Origin of the sequence: Atopobium sp. (assembly GCF_034113385.1) — a bacterium.
GTDB lineage: Bacteria > Actinomycetota > Coriobacteriia > Coriobacteriales > Atopobiaceae > Atopobium.
Genome location: NZ_JAXEXL010000005.1, coordinates 1 through 14,769, shown reverse-complemented (window position 1 = coordinate 14,769; position 14,769 = coordinate 1). Strand labels below are relative to the sequence as shown.

The following is a 14,769-nucleotide window of genomic DNA, read 5'->3' as shown; positions in this document are numbered from 1 at the left end:
CTGCTCAAGGGTAAGCAGTGCTGCCCTCGGGTAAGCAGATTAAGCATGGTGAGTTGGTTAAGTGTAGTAAGAAGCCAAAGCGTCATAAGCAGACAAAGCGTCGTAAGCAGGTTCATATGATAAAGCTTGTATTAAGTGATATGGATAATACCCTGTTGCCTTTTGGTGATTCACAGGTTTGCGAAGAGACAATCCAGGCAATTCGCAGACTCATTGATGCAGGTATTCATTTTGCACCTGCAACGGGTCGTGGCTACGCGGATGTATCGCAGTTTTTTACGCTTGACCCCAGTGTTTTAACTACGGCTATTACCTGCAATGCCTTGGAAGTTTGGCTCGATAACGCGCCTGTGTTCCAGAAGTTTTTCTCGCAAGAAGAGCTTGAGCGTATAGCTTGTTGCCTTTCTACACTTGATGACGCGGCACTTGTCATAACGGGCAATGACCCAAAGCCTTGGATTATTGGCTTGCAAAAAGCAGATACGAGCAGGCTTGATAGCCCGGGGGCTTTTCCAAATGGTTACCATCTAACTGATACGATTCCTGAGGTGCAAACGCTTAATGTGGGCGTTGTGTTTGATTCTGATCGTATGGATCCAAAGGATGTTCAGCAAAAATTGGCGCAAGCGGTGCCTTCGCTTGATTTTTTGTACACGTATACTGATTGGTTTGACGTGACTCCTAAGGGCTGGTCAAAAGCTGACGGCGTGCATATTTTGATGGATGCGTTGCATATTACTAAGAACGAGATCGTTGTTTTTGGCGACGGCATCAATGACCTTTCCATTATTTCTGCGCTGCCACATTCTGTTGCTGTTGCTAATGCGGTGCCAGAAGTTGCTGCAGCAGCTCGGTATCATATTGGCAAGAGTTCGAAGTATGCGGTTGCTTTGGCATGCAACCAGATTGCAGATGTAGCTGGGACAGACGTGCTTCCTGAGTTTATGCGCTTGTAGCTGAAAGGTGTATTATATGATTAAACTTATTGCTTCTGATATGGATGGTACTTTGCTTAACGAGAACAGCGAGGTCCCACCAGAGACCTTTGATCTGATTATGGCTCTGCGCGAGAAGGGCGTACATTTTGCGGCGTCATCTGGCCGTCGCTATGACACCCTGTGCAAATTCTTTGCGCCTGTTCGCGAGTACATGGACTTTGTCGCTTCCAATGGCGCACAGGTTTTTGTAAATGGTGAGGTCGTAGACCGTGAGGTTATGAGTCATGCATCGCTGTTGCGCCTCATTGAGGTAGTGCGTCGTTTTGATTGTTTGCACGTGGCTTTGTCTGACCGTACGCATACGTTTTTGTACGATGACTACGAGGTGTACGAGCGCGAAATAGACAAGGACCTGCCCGATGCGCACCGCATTTATGATGAGCTTAGTCCTAACGTCAATATCCTCAAGGCGTCCATTTATTGCGACACCTCCGAGTATTTGATGGACATGCAGTATGCGCTTTCTCGCGAGCTGGGGGATAGGTTTGCCTTTACGCCGTCTGGCAAAAAGTGGATTGATGCCAATCAACTGGGCGTGACTAAGGCAACCGGAATTGCGCAGGTCATGCGTGCTCATGGCATTGCGCGCGAGGAAGTTATGGCCTTTGGCGACGCTATGAACGATTACGAGATCCTGAGTTTTGTGGGCCATTCTCGTGCGATGGGCAATGCACGCTATGCCATCAAGCAGATTGCCGATAAGGTTATCGAGACAAACGTGGAGCATGGTGTCCAAAATGAGATGCGCAAAGTGCTGGAGGGCTTGTCGTAGAATAGCGTGGTTAGTGCGGTGCAAGTAGCTTGGCGCATAGGCGGCAAGTGGGAAGCCAGTGGATTGTGAGCGTATTAGTGAGCAGCTTGGCGAATGAGGTAGCGAGCGCGTTAGCGAGCGAGCCGGTACGCGAGCTGATGCGCGGGTTGGTACGCGGACTGGTACGCGGCTGGTGAACAGTGGGTAGGTTGCGCTGTTCACAATTCCGCCATGTTTGATTAGCCGTTGTTGACATCATGGGTGCGCGCGCGTATTATTAGTTCCCGCGCTTTAGCGCACCTTATATTGCGGGGTGGAGCAGTCTGGTAGCTCGTCGGGCTCATAACCCGAAGGTCGTTGGTTCAAATCCGGCCCCCGCGACCAAACATTCAACCCCTGACCTGTGAAAACGGGTCGGGGGTTTTTCTTTTGTCCTATAGCCCAGGTTCTGCCTGCTGCTTGAAGGACAGCCAAGGTTTCGTGTACATTCCCACGGTGCTCATGTACCTCCAAATAAAGAAAATCTGCCAGTGTGCATGCTCGAAAGCAGAGGTCAGGTGGGTTTGCTGGCTTTGCCAAGTCTCAGATTGGCTTTAATGCTTTGAGGTCACAGTTTGTGGCCTCAAAGATACTGAATGCTCTAATCTCCTACTCACCAAGCGCAGCAACAATCGATTCTACGATAGAAGAATCCTCAAGTTTGGTTATGGCAAAACTCTTCTTGCCTGCGTCCTTCAGCGATGCTCCAATCAGGTAGCCTTCAACGCCATCTAGGATAAGAAAACGGTCGTGGAACGAGGTCGTGTGCTTGACCATGAGCGTTGGGTACTGCGCGTTGAAGGTTGCGACATCGCTCTCGGTGAGGCTGGTCTTTGGGTGCGTCCATACGGTGACGACAACACTGAGCTCCTTCTTCGAGAGAATGTTGAGTGTCCCCGTATCTACGTAGCCATCGACCAAGACAATCTCGTGCTTTGCTTTCTGTACGAGGGAAATTAGCAGTTCAAAAGCATCGTAGACCTGTCCCTCAAAGAATACCTTCTGACTTGGTGTTTTGTGGGTTTCCATGTAGTTGAATACGCGCTCGAAGCGCTCGTTGGTCGAGCGCTCTAAGCTATCCAGCCTGTAGTCAATGCTCTTGATTTGCTCGAACATGCGAGCGTTGTCTGCAACGAAGTGTCGCATCTCGACGAAGGCGTTCATGATTTTGACACTTACCTTTATCGCCGTCTCGCTTCTGAGGACGGCAGAGAGCATGGCAACGCCCTGCTCGGTGAAGGCTCTAGGGAGGTAGCGTCTTCCGCCACGACCTTCGGCCGTCTTTGAGGTCGCAATTTGCGACCTCAAAGATTGTTCTTCGTTACTTGTGAGCTTAAAGCAGAAAGCTTCAGGAAAACGTGCCTTGTTTCTGCCCACTGCCTCGTTGAGCCTCTTCGTCTCAACGTCATACAGTTCAGCGAGGTCGCTGTCGAGCATGACCTGCTGACCTCGTACGGTGTAAATCATGTCCCTGATTTGTGAATCGTTGGAGACGATGATTGCAGATTCATTTTTGGTAGGTTCTTTGTCGGGCATGGACGTAGCCTTTCTGTTCGAACCGTTGGTACAATTCTATCAAACACGCATTCATATCCAGCGCGAGACGACGTGGAAGAGCCAGCGCACCAAGTGACCGTCAAAATGAGGTTGGAAATATAGAAGAAGCAGAATCCTGTAGAACGTTGGAGACATAAAAACACAAAACGCCTGCTCAGCGCAGTGCGTCCAGACGAGGTAGACGAGGGAGAATCTACGGAACCTCCAGCTTTGCTCACTTATAACCCTATAACCCGAAGGTCGTTTGTTCAAATCCAGTCCCGCAACCAAACATTCAGCCCCTGACCTGAGAAAACGGGTCAGGGGTTTGCTTTTTTCCAAGGACTAAAATCAGTGAAAGTAACGGTATTAGTAACAGTATCGCGGGTAATTTATTGTCACTTCTTACATTTCGTGTTCGCGAGGTAGATTATGGCAGCGCAATCGACCCCCATGATGACAATCGCTACGTATACGAATGCCGTAGGAACCCTCTCTCCCAGCAGTGCAAAGACGAAAATGACTGCTGTGGCTACGAGCATTCCCACGCCCATGACCCGAAGCAGCTTTTTCTCGTCCACGGTCCTTTTCTCTGCCTCGGTAGCAGTGTTGTAGCCCGCGATGAGGCTTGCTCCGTGGCTGGATAGGAAAGGTGATGGTTATGGTGGCGAGCGTCGCAAATGTGACCTATAGTACGATACGTGCGAACATCTCGCTTACCTCGAACTTTTCCGTTTGATCTTTCGGCCCGTTTTTATACCTGACGGCTCACTATCCATTATACGAGCTCCTGAGGCCGAAAGAAGGACTGCGCCAGCGCGTTTCATATCTGCCCGGCCTTTTTAATCATATGTATTGGAACTCTCTCGGACTTTTTAACGTCTTTTCTTTTGAAAATATTTTTGCAAAAGCCCATTACGCTGTCCCGATTGTGGGTCAGTTGGTGTTTCTTCTACATGAAATAATATGGTAGTAACCATATAGGGAGGTTGTGATGAAAAACTCTGAGGGTTTATCGGATTTGAGCGAAGAGCAGTTAAGAGCAATTGAACGCTTCAAAGAATATCATGCGAATAAAGATGCTAAAGAGGGACAGTTACATCAGCTTATTTGGTCAATTGATGATAAGGCCAATGATAATTTTTTGAAATGTACATGCGGTGCTGCACTACATGTTAATGAGCCGATATATGTTAGGGTTGAACCTAGGAAACCACCCGCAGAAACTATAAACGCAATCCATAAAAAGAAGCGTGTAAAATTCGAAGAATGGATGCGTGCCAGTATAAGTGATGCTGCATATGAATCTCTTTACCAGAGTGCGTTAGTTACACTTTCCGATGAGACGTTTGGGCAGATTCGGCTATATCCTTCCGTATTTGAAATGCATTTTGGTTTGGGGATGTATCTCAGAAATCGATTTGTACATAGTGGGCTTCTATATTGTGGAATAGACCCTGATAATTTATCAAGCTCTGCTCTTTCAAAACTTATTCGACATTGCTTGCCAGAATTTGCAGAATACAATCTTGTATATGATCAGCTTGAACAAGAACCTCTGTACACTGCGTATCGCTATTGCATGAAGGTTCGTGGCTACTTCCCTAAAGAAGAATTCATAAAACACTATGATATTCTCCTAGAGGCTGAAGCGATTAATAATGCTAATCCCTATTCGATTTTAGATGATAATCATTATGATGAATGGTGTGAGTGGTCAAAAAAATATGATACGAAGCTCCAGGAATATACCATCGCAACGTTGTATGAAATCTGGAACTTTGAAAAACTGCGCACGGATCTTGGCAACAAAATTACTGATGCTTGTGAAGCTATCTGTCTTGCTGCTACAGGTGATGACCAAACTAGTTTTATGCCATCAGAAATTGCATACATCATGGCTGGAGCTAGTGATGAGATGTCAATGAAGGCCTTTGACTGGGCGGTTGAAGATTATCGAGTTGTTGATTATTTACCCGATAGTCTGTTTAAGAAACGTGGTTTAGTGCTTAGGGCGGTTGCATTGTGTGGCGATTTTCTTGAGCGAGCAACCGCATATCAAGATGATGATGAAGTTGTTTTGGCTGCAGTTACTAACAGTCCTCATGCTCTCACGTTTGCTTCATCACGTCTTCAAAATGATAGAAAAATGCTTATTGTTGCTGCTAGCAATGCTCAATATGGGGATGTATTCCGTGAGGAGTGCATGGCGAAGTATAATGACGATGACGAACTGGTTAGGCTTGCTCTTATGGCAAATGGTGCGAATGTTAAAGATGCATCTACTAGGGTTCGTAATGATATTAATTTTGGTCTCCTTGCCATACAAAACAAGCGTGATATTTATCCTGATTTATCGTATGAAGGTCTTAGTGACGAATTAAAGAAAGATAGGCGGATTGTCGAAGAGGTTGCCCAAACATGGGATAGCATGCCTTCTGAATTCCCACCAAAAGAATATGCAGACGATGATGCGGTTGCAGCCCTTCTTTCTGTACATGAGGATCATTACTGTCTTTATGGACTTAGTAGGCGGCTAAAAGAACGATACATGACTGAAGATGAGCTTGAGAAGTGGGGTTTTGACCCTTATTGGTGGGATGATGATTGGTGTGATGATGAGGATGAAGAAGATGAGTGAGCTAATTAATGTTATGAAGCGCTATTGAACTTGAAAGGAGGCTGTTATGACATCTCAATTAAAGGATTCATTTTAGTACGAGGGCGAACAGTACGACCTCTTTGATGTTTCTGATAATAAGATTCTAACGTGCAAGAAATGTGTTGGAGAGTCATTTAATGAAGCATATATCACATGTTGCTATCGGGGTATGGTATCAAGCTATGAAGTTGTAAATGAGTTTCTGACCCTTAGGTCCGTTACTAATTTGAGTAATTTTGAGAATACATCACGCCTTCTATCATCCCTTACTGAAGATAACAAATTAACAAGAGACCTCTAACTATCCCTCTAACACAGTAATACCGTTTACAGGACGGCTGATAGTTACTCAAGGCGGTCAGTTCATGGATTTCTTTAGCAGGATATTGGATGCTAAGAAGGCTCTTGAGCTTGAGTTTTATGAAGGCTTGTTTGTAAGCGCTACCAATCTTGATGAGTTTATTAAAGTTGGAAACGAGTATAGAAGGAAGATGGATAAAGATAACAGCGGCTGCTATCTAGATGACGATGACGAATTTTTCCAAGATACAAAAAATATGATTGAAACTATAAGCAAGATTAGTGCAGTGGTTCCAAGAGGAAATTATGCGAGTAGAACGTATGTCTGGCGTTTTAATACTTCTGAGTGCGTTTTATGCAAATAGTTGTGCGGTAAAGCTTAAGAGATAAAGCACGTATAGCCCTATGATTTTGAGTTTAGTAACAGGGGCATATACCTGCATAAACAAAAAACCCTTCCTATATAATTGAAGGTAAGAACAGTTTTTATTATTTAACCCAGCAAACTTTTTATATTTCTTTAAGTTATTTAAGTTTAAGATATTAATTATTGGAATGGAAAGTTATTAAAGGAGTTTTTTATGAGTAAAGAAAATAAATCTAGCAACGGTATTACTGACTGGTGTGAGGAAGTAAAGAAAGCTAAATGGGAAGAGAATGAATCAACAGAGTATGTTTTAGAACAGGATAAAGCATACATTGATGAACTAATTAAAGAAGACGAAAACAAAAACAACCTGTGGGGTATTAAGAAGGCGTGGGAAAAGCATAATTTATATCAGCTCCCTCATCTCTTTTCTGGTGATTTAGAGAATGCAAAAATCATTGTTTTAATAGCTAATCCTGGAGATAAAGAAGGTGAGACTGAAGAATGCAGAGCTCATTTCGAAGAACGAAAAGAGTTATTAACATCTCCAAAATCTCAAATTCTGAGTGAAAAAATGGGAAAAGACACGCATGGATGGTCTTGGACGAGAAGAACGTATATGAGTGCTTTTTGGACTGAACCCGAGCTAGAAAAGCGAATAATAGGTGGTGACTTTGATACTTTTTTCCCGTCATGTAAGGACTCTGATGAGTTTCGTAAACAACTAAAAGAATATTTTTCTTTAGACGAAAATACTTCCGCAAAATTTATCGAAAAGATGGAAGAAGATAATACTTCTTATAAGCTATCAAGTATCTATAAAAAGGTGAAGAAGAAAAGGGGAACGAAAGGATTACTTCATAATTTTATTCAGCAAATGCATATCGGTCTAATTAACCGATATGTTGCTAGCGCTGAGTATTATCCTTACCATTCAAAAGCTCCTCAGCTTCTTTCCTTTAAATACAAAGGAGCTGCTTCGGGTAAAGGCGAATATTGCATGCCTAGCACAAAATGGATTATTAATCAGATTTCAAATCGTATAAAGGATAGTCAAAGCTCTTCTGAAGAATCATCGTTTAAGCAGCAGCCTCTTATTATTATACCAAGAAAAAGTGGCCAAGAATTATGGATTAAGCAAGATAAGGCCCTAAAAAAAGATAGGTATTCTATCTCTGTAGAGAAATTAGATGACTATGATAGAGTATTAGTAACTACCGGCAAGGGAAATGCACGCAAAAACAATAATTTGTTCCTTCGACCAGAAAATCTTCGTAGCTATCAAAATAAACAAGTAGATGAAGAAACAAATGATGAGGCTAAAAAACTTTTGGGAAAGGTTTTAGATGAAATTGTAGATGAAATGACGAAGTCTAAGAAAGACATATAAATAAGTTATATATAATACTCTTTGTTGAAGCACGAGGTAGATAGTTAACACCCTCGTGCTTCATGTTACTGTTTGGTCAGTGGTTTTTTTAGTGGGCATATATTCAGTAAAATAGTGTCAAAGCCATAGATTAATTTAGATATACCACATTGCTGATTCCAAGCTTTTTAGTATCAATAAAGATGTTTATAGAAAGTTAGTAGCTACGTTTAAGCCTTAGTATTAAAAAATTAAGCAGTTCACCCGTTTTTCCAGATTTTATGCCCATATCTACCTGCATAAACAAAAAACCCTTCCTATATAATTGAAGGTAAGAATAGCTTTTCTCCTTAAGAGCTTTGATGCCTGTGCGCACAAGCGGGTTTCTCGGTAGAAAAAAATAAAAATATTTTTAAAAATAAGTGAATAGTACTTTATGCGATGGGTATGAAGTCTCTCGCCGTTATTGGAAGCGATTTTGTGTTTAGTTTTATTGGCTTCGTTTTGTCTAATGTCCATCTAAATTAAAAGTACTATTTGTCACCTTTTGTCTATTTGTTATTAAAACAGTAGGTGTCTGGAGCGCTTGTTCATTATAGAGGGCGTAAAGGGCATGAAAAGAAAAGGGGTCTGCATGGCACTTTCCAAGCTCGAGTATACGCAGAGTATTCAATGTTTAGAAGTAGGGCGGCTGTGTGCATGCTTGTTGGCACAGCTTAATAATTCTGGCTTGGGTAAGCATATGTTTGAGCAGGGACATGCAGTAGGAGCTCTAATCACCGTACATGCTAAGGAATAATTCCAGTAAACGGTAAGTTCAAGCCAAACAAACGGTAAGGTACAACTACATAACCAGTAAGGTAAAAGCAAACGATTTGCAAGGTAAAGACATCAGTTTGCCTAGCTCGTTGATGTATTAAAACTCAATGGTTCAGTATTTTTAATACCTATATCTTATATCTATACACCCATGCACCTATACATACGTGTGGCACTTCGCCAAGATGAGCTGTTTAACGCGTCTTGGTTGATGGGTTTCTCGCTTCATCTACTGGTGTGTTGGCCACTTGCCTTGTCGATGTATTGGCTCACTAGCTCACTGGCTTACTGACTCACCGACCCGCTGATCTGCTGATTCAACTTTTGGGAGGCCGTATGAAAACATAAAACCTTTGGCGATAAGACTCTGCTTATTCAAATGAAGTGTTGGTACTTGTCAGCGAACGCTTAACGAACAGCTAACGAACAGGTGGGAGAGTGTATGAGAACGTATATCGCAGAAGTAGTACACGAGTATTTTATAGATTCAGATTTTAAAAGTTCGGTGGCGGAAAATAGTACATTTTTATATGACGAGTTGGACAAAGAAAGCTGTGTGGCTGTTTGTGAATCACGCTTTGGCTTTAGGCGCTCGCTATCGTTTTGCGTCATGGTGTATAACAAGCCATTTGTTGATAATACAGAGTTTGTAAAGGACCAAGTTGTAAAAGCGTGTGAAATCTGGGATTTGGGCTTTGATAAAGACCTGTGGAAGAACCTCTTAGTTAGGGAAAGCAATGCCCTACAGGCTTTGAGTGACGCTACTACGCAGGGATTAAACTCCTTACGCTGCATGCTTAACATTGTGGGTGCTAATGAGCTGTATGATTTGTTTAAACCGTCCAGTAACTTTGCTACGGAATCATTTATTGATATACCGCGCGGTAAGGACGCATTATTGAAGGGCGCTCTGCAGTCTAAATTTGGTAAAAATCTTGCAGAAGAGGTGCGTCGCATTTACAAGAGCGCTGAAGCACTGGCTGCAGATGATGACGCGCACAATCGCTTGCCTGTTCACTATATTTTGGAAGGCGCAGGCTCTCCTGCTGGTGCGCAGGGTTTTAATGTACTGGCCAGCGCATTGCAAGATGCTGGTCGTGTTCCCTCTACACATGTGTATAAGCTTAATTTTGATTGCCTATGGGACAACATATATAAACTCGATTTTATGGACTATCTCAATGATAACCTTGCAAGTTGCTTCGAAGATAATTTGCTGCTTATCCAATACTCTGAGCCCCATGATGATAAGAGCCTTGACCTCAAAAAGTATCGAGCACTTACCAAACTTATTGGGCTTCTCAACAATCATTTAGACCGCGTCCAAGTAGTGTTTATGGTTGCGGCAGACAATAAAGAAAGTGCGCAACGCCTTGCTCAAAGGCTGCAGGCTCCTGTGGTAACCATAGCGTATCAAAAAGGTGCAGCTGCTTGGAATCAAACAGATGCATATGACAGGCTTGCGCAGGTGGCACAGCGCTGTGGGGTAAAGCCGTCTGCATCGATGGAGTCATTGCTTGCAAAATACCAGGCCAACCGTAGTGACCGCACGGTTGAGCAGATATTTGATGATTGGCAGGCGCTGACTCATGCTCAGCAAAGCTACCCCTTATATCACGATGCATATCAGACGTACCTGGAGCCTCCGGCAAGGCGGGCAAACCCCATGCAACGTTTGCAGGAGCTCATTGGTTTATCGGCACAAAAGCAGCTGGTACAAGATATTGTTTTGCGTATCAAGATGAATCGTACGCTTGCAAAGTTGGGACAGCCTACAAGGAACTTCTCTATGCACATGGTGTTTTTGGGCAATCCCGGTACGGGAAAAACTGAGGTAGCAAAGTTATACGGAGAAATATTGCGTCATGAAGGCATTTTGTCAGAAGGTCGTTTGATTGTTACTTCTGGCAATGAGCTTGGAAGTAGGGACATCTCTCAGGTGTTTGAAAAGGCACGTGGTTCGGTGCTGTTTATAGATGAAGCGTATACGCTTATTGGGTGTACGAACACGGTAGCAGAGTTGATTGCCTGCATGGAAAACAACCGCGAGGAAACAGTAGTCATTCTAGCTGGGTATTCTTATCATATGGAGTACCTGCTAGACACAAATCCTGGCTTTAGATCACGCATTGGCTTTACCATGGAGTTTGCCGATTATGCCACGGAAGAGCTGGTCCAGATTTTTGAGTTGATGGCCAAGCGCGCGCAGGTAACGTTAACGGACGAGGCGCGTGTTCGTGTGCTTGATATGCTGTCTGGCGCAGGTCGCCGAGAAGATCAGGGTAACGCGCGATTTGTACGCAAGTTGTTTGAGGATTCGCTTGGTGCTCAGCAGCTGAGGTTAGCTCGTTTGTATGCAGACGCAGATGACGTGCGTTTGCGGGCTGACGATGCAGCTCATTTACAGCAACTCAAGCATGAACTTGGATTGTTACAAGCGTGCGACATTGTGTCTTTGGCGGACAGCGATGCTATAGCTCAGTGTGGTGTAGGCTCTGCTGGGCAGGCGTCAAAACAGGGTACGGGTGTTACGTCTGCACAAGAGCAGCTGGTAGATTTAATTGGCTTAACAGAGGTAAAGCGGGTTGTATCTGAACGTCTTACGTATGCAAAAATGCAAAAGTATAGGCGCGATAATGGCTTTGAGTCTGAATACTTACCCATACATATGGCGTTTCTTGGCAACCCCGGAACTGGAAAAACTGAGGTAGCACGCCTAATAGGAAAGATTCTAAAGGAAGAAGGCATCTTGTCTGTGGGCGATGTGTACGAGTGCGGTCGCGCAGATTTAGTGGGTCCCGTTGTAGGATCTACAGCGCCTAAGGTGCAAGCACTCTTTAAGAGAGCCAAGGGTTCAGTGATTTTTATTGACGAAGCCTATTCACTTATTGATGCTCATGCCCATGGGTTTGGTGACGAGGCAATTAATGCCATTGTTCAGTGCATGGAGAACATGCGCGATGATGTGGTGGTAATTTTTGCTGGTTATGAGCAAGAAATGCTTGATTTTATGAGCTGTAATCCAGGGCTTACGTCTCGCATAAAAACAAAGGTCCATTTTCCTAATTATTCGGTAGATGAGTTGGGGCAGATCTTAGAACTTATGTCTTACAAACGTGGGTTTACTTTGGCGGATGATGTACTGCCTTGTTTTAAGAAACAGATTGCCGCGATGGCACAGTTGCCTAGCTTTGGCAATGCTCGCGTGGTTCGTGCCATGCTTGAGGATGCTATGGTGGCACAAGCTGTGCGTATGGATGCTGTTGTAGCTGAGGCGGCTGCTCGGGATGCTGGGGTTGTAAAAGAAAATGGGTCTGCCAAGAAAGCCGCTTGTGCCGAGAAAACCATTGATGGCAAACAGCTTATGGAACTGCGAGGATGTGACTTTAGGACGTCAACTCCTTGGACGTCAAAGCGAGTCATGGGATTTGCATAAGTAAGATTGACGCCTTAGTGACGATTAAACGTTACGTGATAAAAATATTTTTATCACTCGGTTACGGGTCAGCTGATTCTATTACATCAAATGTGATAAAATCTCTTCAGATGTAACAAGGAGGAAGACGATGCTATTAAGTTTTGCTGTCGAAAACTGGATGTCCTATCGTAACGAGGCAACGCTCAGTTTGATAAGCTCTCTTGAGCGTCAGCATATGAGCACGCTTTCTAAGGTTCCTGGGTTTAGAAGCAAAAAAGTGTTACCGCTTGCAGCAATTTATGGTGGTAATGCATCTGGCAAGACTGGAATGTTTAAGGCACTTTCCTGTCTTAAACAAATGGTTATTTCAAACCCAAGTGTCAATAATGTAGTGCCTGTAGTGCCTTTTGCTTTTGATGCTGAATCGAGTTTAAAGCCAACGATGTTTGATGTAGCTTTTATAGCAAAAAATACGGTTTATCGTCTTGTCGTAGAGGCTACTATGGATGCTATACATTATGAGTCTCTCGAGGTTATTTCAGAAAAAGGAAATACTGGAATATATGAAAGAAATGATGGCCAATGGGTGTTTAACCAGGCTTTCTTCATAGATTCAGAGCACGTTGAATATGCTGCAAAAAGTACCCGTGTAAACCAGCTATTTCTAGGCAGTGCTGTTGCTCAGAATATTGTGGAGTTGAGAGAGGCATATGATTGGTTTGATGTAACCCTTGAACTTGTGGGAGTGGAATCTCAGGCTTGGAGTTTTGCTACAAATGCAATACGAAAAGAAGGTTTTCTCGAATATGCCTCTACCGTTCTTTCTCGATTGGATACTGGCATAGTTGAACTGACAACTGAAAAAGTGAGTCCTGATCGGCTTCCACAAAATGCCACTATTCGTAAAGACATATCTGAGTTGGGGCCTGATGAGCTGCTGACTTTTGTTGGAGAACGTACGGCTGGTGATTATGGATTTGAAATGGGGACTATCCGGCTGGAAAATGGCCAACCTATTGTTGAGCTATTCAGTACAGTCCATATGAGCTCCAATGGCGAGAAATATTCACTGCCGATATCTATGGAATCTTCTGGCACGCAGCGTCTCATGGGGTTGCTTCCTATGCTCTTTGATTTGATAAACCCTGACGGTAGTACTGGTGAAAAAGTATATGTTGTTGACGAGTTGGATCGTTGTCTACATACGATGCTGACGAAGCGCTTAATAGAAGACTTCACTGTTGGTTGTAGATCAGATACTCGCAAGCAGTTGCTATTTACTACTCACGACTTATTGCTCATGGACCAGTCTCTTTTGCGTCGTGATGAAATGTTTATCTCACAACGCAATGCTGATGGTTGTTCTGAGTTGGTGGGTCTTAGTGAGTACAGGGATATACGTTACGATAAAGATTTAATCAGGAGTTATCTGGACGGACGTTTTGGTGGTATTCCGATGCTTGGAGAGCTGGGTACTCGTGGCTAGGAAAATGAACAATACACTTGAACGTAAAAAGCCAACTCGCGAGTATAGGAAAATTTGTTGGATAAGTATGGAGGGTCAGACTGAGCGAGATTATCTGAATATGAACGTCTTCAGGAATCGCCCTGATGTAACAGTGCGGTTTGTAAAAGACATTCATCCTGGAGGACGGAATCCCTGTCAGGTCCTCAATCGACTGCAGAAAGCATTGAAAAAAGAAGACTTTCGTAATGGTGATGAAGCTTGGTTAGTTGTTGATGTAGATGAGTGGGATGATACTGAGTTTGCCAAGTTACTGGAATGGGTAAAGAAGGATTCTCGACATCATTTAGCTATCAGCAATCCAAAGTTCGAATTGTTTTTAGTGATGCATTTTGAGCGTGGTAATGGTTATACTACTTCGCAAAAAGTTGATGCTGCGTTAAAGAAATATTTGCCGAAGTATGTTAAGCGACTCAGTGCCACTCAGTTTACACTTGAGCAAGTGCGGACTGCTATAGAAAATGCTCGTATGAAATGCATGAGTTGTAAATCCGAGATTCCTGATTCTGGGATGATAGGCATGTATGTATTAGTTGAAAGGTTGATAGGAGATTGATAACGGATAAGAGCAAATCAAATAGTGTCTTTTGTGGTGCTCTTAGTCGTTAGACATGTGCCTTTCCTGTCGAAGTGTTTTATCGGTAATAATGTCTGTGTCCCCAGAGATGTCGTTTCGGTATTAAAAAGCTGCAAAGCGCATAGCCGTTGTTACTAATACATACACAAATACAGATGCAGCAAAAAGAATGAAATAGACTAGCTCTTGAAGTTACTGAGCTAGTCTATTTTTATGCCGTCTTAAATTGTACGGAAATCTGTCCTAAGCCCTTTTTTCCTATAACCCTGTATGCGTAGTTCAACATGTATCACCCTTCACATGGTATGCTGCAGGTATGCAATCAAAAGAGGCAAAGGCGGCGTCGTTTGGTGTTGTTGTGTCTCTTCACAGCCCACAACAAACGCACCTGGGGTGTCTCTATGGAAT

11 protein-coding genes and 1 tRNA gene are annotated in these 14,769 nt (G+C 43.5%); 10 read left to right on the top strand and 2 right to left on the bottom strand.

Translation table 11 applies throughout. The features are described from left to right. Window positions 1-116 precede the first annotated feature (116 nt). The 3 genes from SPD80_RS01260 to SPD80_RS01250 all read left to right on the top strand — a co-directional run bounded on the left by SPD80_RS01260 (window position 117) and on the right by SPD80_RS01250 (window position 2,133). The gene (locus SPD80_RS01260; RefSeq protein WP_320828108.1) at window positions 117-956 is read left to right on the top strand and encodes an HAD family hydrolase; all 840 of its coding nucleotides are present in this window, start codon (window positions 117-119) and stop codon (window positions 954-956) included. Between the two features lie 16 nt (window positions 957-972). After that, on the top strand, window positions 973-1,770 hold the full coding sequence (locus SPD80_RS01255; protein ID WP_320828107.1) for an HAD family hydrolase: 798 nt from the start codon (window positions 973-975) through the stop codon (window positions 1,768-1,770). Window positions 1,771-2,056: 286 nt separating this feature from the next. Continuing rightward, window positions 2,057-2,133 (top strand) — tRNA-Met (locus SPD80_RS01250). A gap of 264 nt (window positions 2,134-2,397) precedes the next feature. Here SPD80_RS01250 and SPD80_RS01245 read toward each other — a convergent pair. Then, window positions 2,398-3,324 (bottom strand): ORF6N domain-containing protein, encoded by a 927-nt coding sequence (locus SPD80_RS01245; RefSeq protein WP_320828106.1) that lies wholly within the window; start codon window positions 3,322-3,324, stop codon window positions 2,398-2,400. A gap of 398 nt (window positions 3,325-3,722) precedes the next feature. Beyond that, window positions 3,723-3,947: a DUF3784 domain-containing protein gene (locus tag SPD80_RS07395; protein ID WP_414429685.1), complete on the bottom strand. Its 225-nt coding sequence runs from the start codon at window positions 3,945-3,947 to the stop codon at window positions 3,723-3,725. A 371-nt stretch (window positions 3,948-4,318) separates the two neighbouring features. Between SPD80_RS07395 and SPD80_RS01235 the strand changes: the two genes are divergently transcribed. The 7 genes from SPD80_RS01235 (at window position 4,319) to SPD80_RS01205 (ending at window position 14,340) form a co-directional block, all read left to right on the top strand. Continuing rightward, on the top strand, window positions 4,319-5,965 hold the full coding sequence (locus tag SPD80_RS01235; RefSeq protein ID WP_320828104.1) for a DUF4116 domain-containing protein: 1,647 nt from the start codon (window positions 4,319-4,321) through the stop codon (window positions 5,963-5,965). A gap of 386 nt (window positions 5,966-6,351) precedes the next feature. After that, window positions 6,352-6,651, top strand: coding sequence for a hypothetical protein (locus tag SPD80_RS01230; protein ID WP_320828103.1), 300 nt, complete (start codon window positions 6,352-6,354; stop codon window positions 6,649-6,651). A 216-nt stretch (window positions 6,652-6,867) separates the two neighbouring features. Continuing rightward, the gene (locus tag SPD80_RS01225) at window positions 6,868-8,043 is read left to right on the top strand and encodes a hypothetical protein (RefSeq protein WP_320828102.1); all 1,176 of its coding nucleotides are present in this window, start codon (window positions 6,868-6,870) and stop codon (window positions 8,041-8,043) included. Window positions 8,044-8,656: 613 nt separating this feature from the next. After that, on the top strand, window positions 8,657-8,821 hold the full coding sequence (locus SPD80_RS01220) for a hypothetical protein (RefSeq protein WP_320828101.1): 165 nt from the start codon (window positions 8,657-8,659) through the stop codon (window positions 8,819-8,821). 462 nt (window positions 8,822-9,283) lie between these two features. Continuing rightward, complete coding sequence (locus tag SPD80_RS01215) at window positions 9,284-12,277, top strand: AAA family ATPase (protein ID WP_320828100.1); 2,994 nt, start codon at window positions 9,284-9,286, stop codon at window positions 12,275-12,277. Window positions 12,278-12,407: 130 nt separating this feature from the next. Further along, window positions 12,408-13,745, top strand: coding sequence for an ATP-binding protein (locus SPD80_RS01210; RefSeq protein WP_320828099.1), 1,338 nt, complete (start codon window positions 12,408-12,410; stop codon window positions 13,743-13,745). Between the two features lie 67 nt (window positions 13,746-13,812). Beyond that, window positions 13,813-14,340 (top strand): RloB family protein, encoded by a 528-nt coding sequence (locus SPD80_RS01205; RefSeq protein WP_320828098.1) that lies wholly within the window; start codon window positions 13,813-13,815, stop codon window positions 14,338-14,340. The last annotated feature ends 429 nt before the right edge of the window (window positions 14,341-14,769 follow it).

Bases quoted from the DNA above. Each gene is read 5' to 3' on its own strand.
- SPD80_RS01255 (WP_320828107.1), top strand. From the start codon at position 973: ATGATTAAACTTATTGCTTCTGATATGGATGGTACTTTGCTTAACGAG.
- SPD80_RS01205 (WP_320828098.1), top strand. From the start codon at position 13,813: ATGGAGGGTCAGACTGAGCGAGATTATCTGAATATGAACGTCTTCAGG.
- SPD80_RS01230 (WP_320828103.1), top strand. From the start codon at position 6,352: ATGGATTTCTTTAGCAGGATATTGGATGCTAAGAAGGCTCTTGAGCTT.
- SPD80_RS01220 (WP_320828101.1), top strand. From the start codon at position 8,657: ATGGCACTTTCCAAGCTCGAGTATACGCAGAGTATTCAATGTTTAGAA.
- SPD80_RS01260 (WP_320828108.1), top strand. From the start codon at position 117: ATGATAAAGCTTGTATTAAGTGATATGGATAATACCCTGTTGCCTTTT.
- SPD80_RS01225 (WP_320828102.1), top strand. From the start codon at position 6,868: ATGAGTAAAGAAAATAAATCTAGCAACGGTATTACTGACTGGTGTGAG.
- SPD80_RS01245 (WP_320828106.1), bottom strand. From the start codon at position 3,324: ATGCCCGACAAAGAACCTACCAAAAATGAATCTGCAATCATCGTCTCC.
- SPD80_RS01215 (WP_320828100.1), top strand. From the start codon at position 9,284: ATGAGAACGTATATCGCAGAAGTAGTACACGAGTATTTTATAGATTCA.
- SPD80_RS01235 (WP_320828104.1), top strand. From the start codon at position 4,319: ATGAAAAACTCTGAGGGTTTATCGGATTTGAGCGAAGAGCAGTTAAGA.
- SPD80_RS01210 (WP_320828099.1), top strand. From the start codon at position 12,408: ATGCTATTAAGTTTTGCTGTCGAAAACTGGATGTCCTATCGTAACGAG.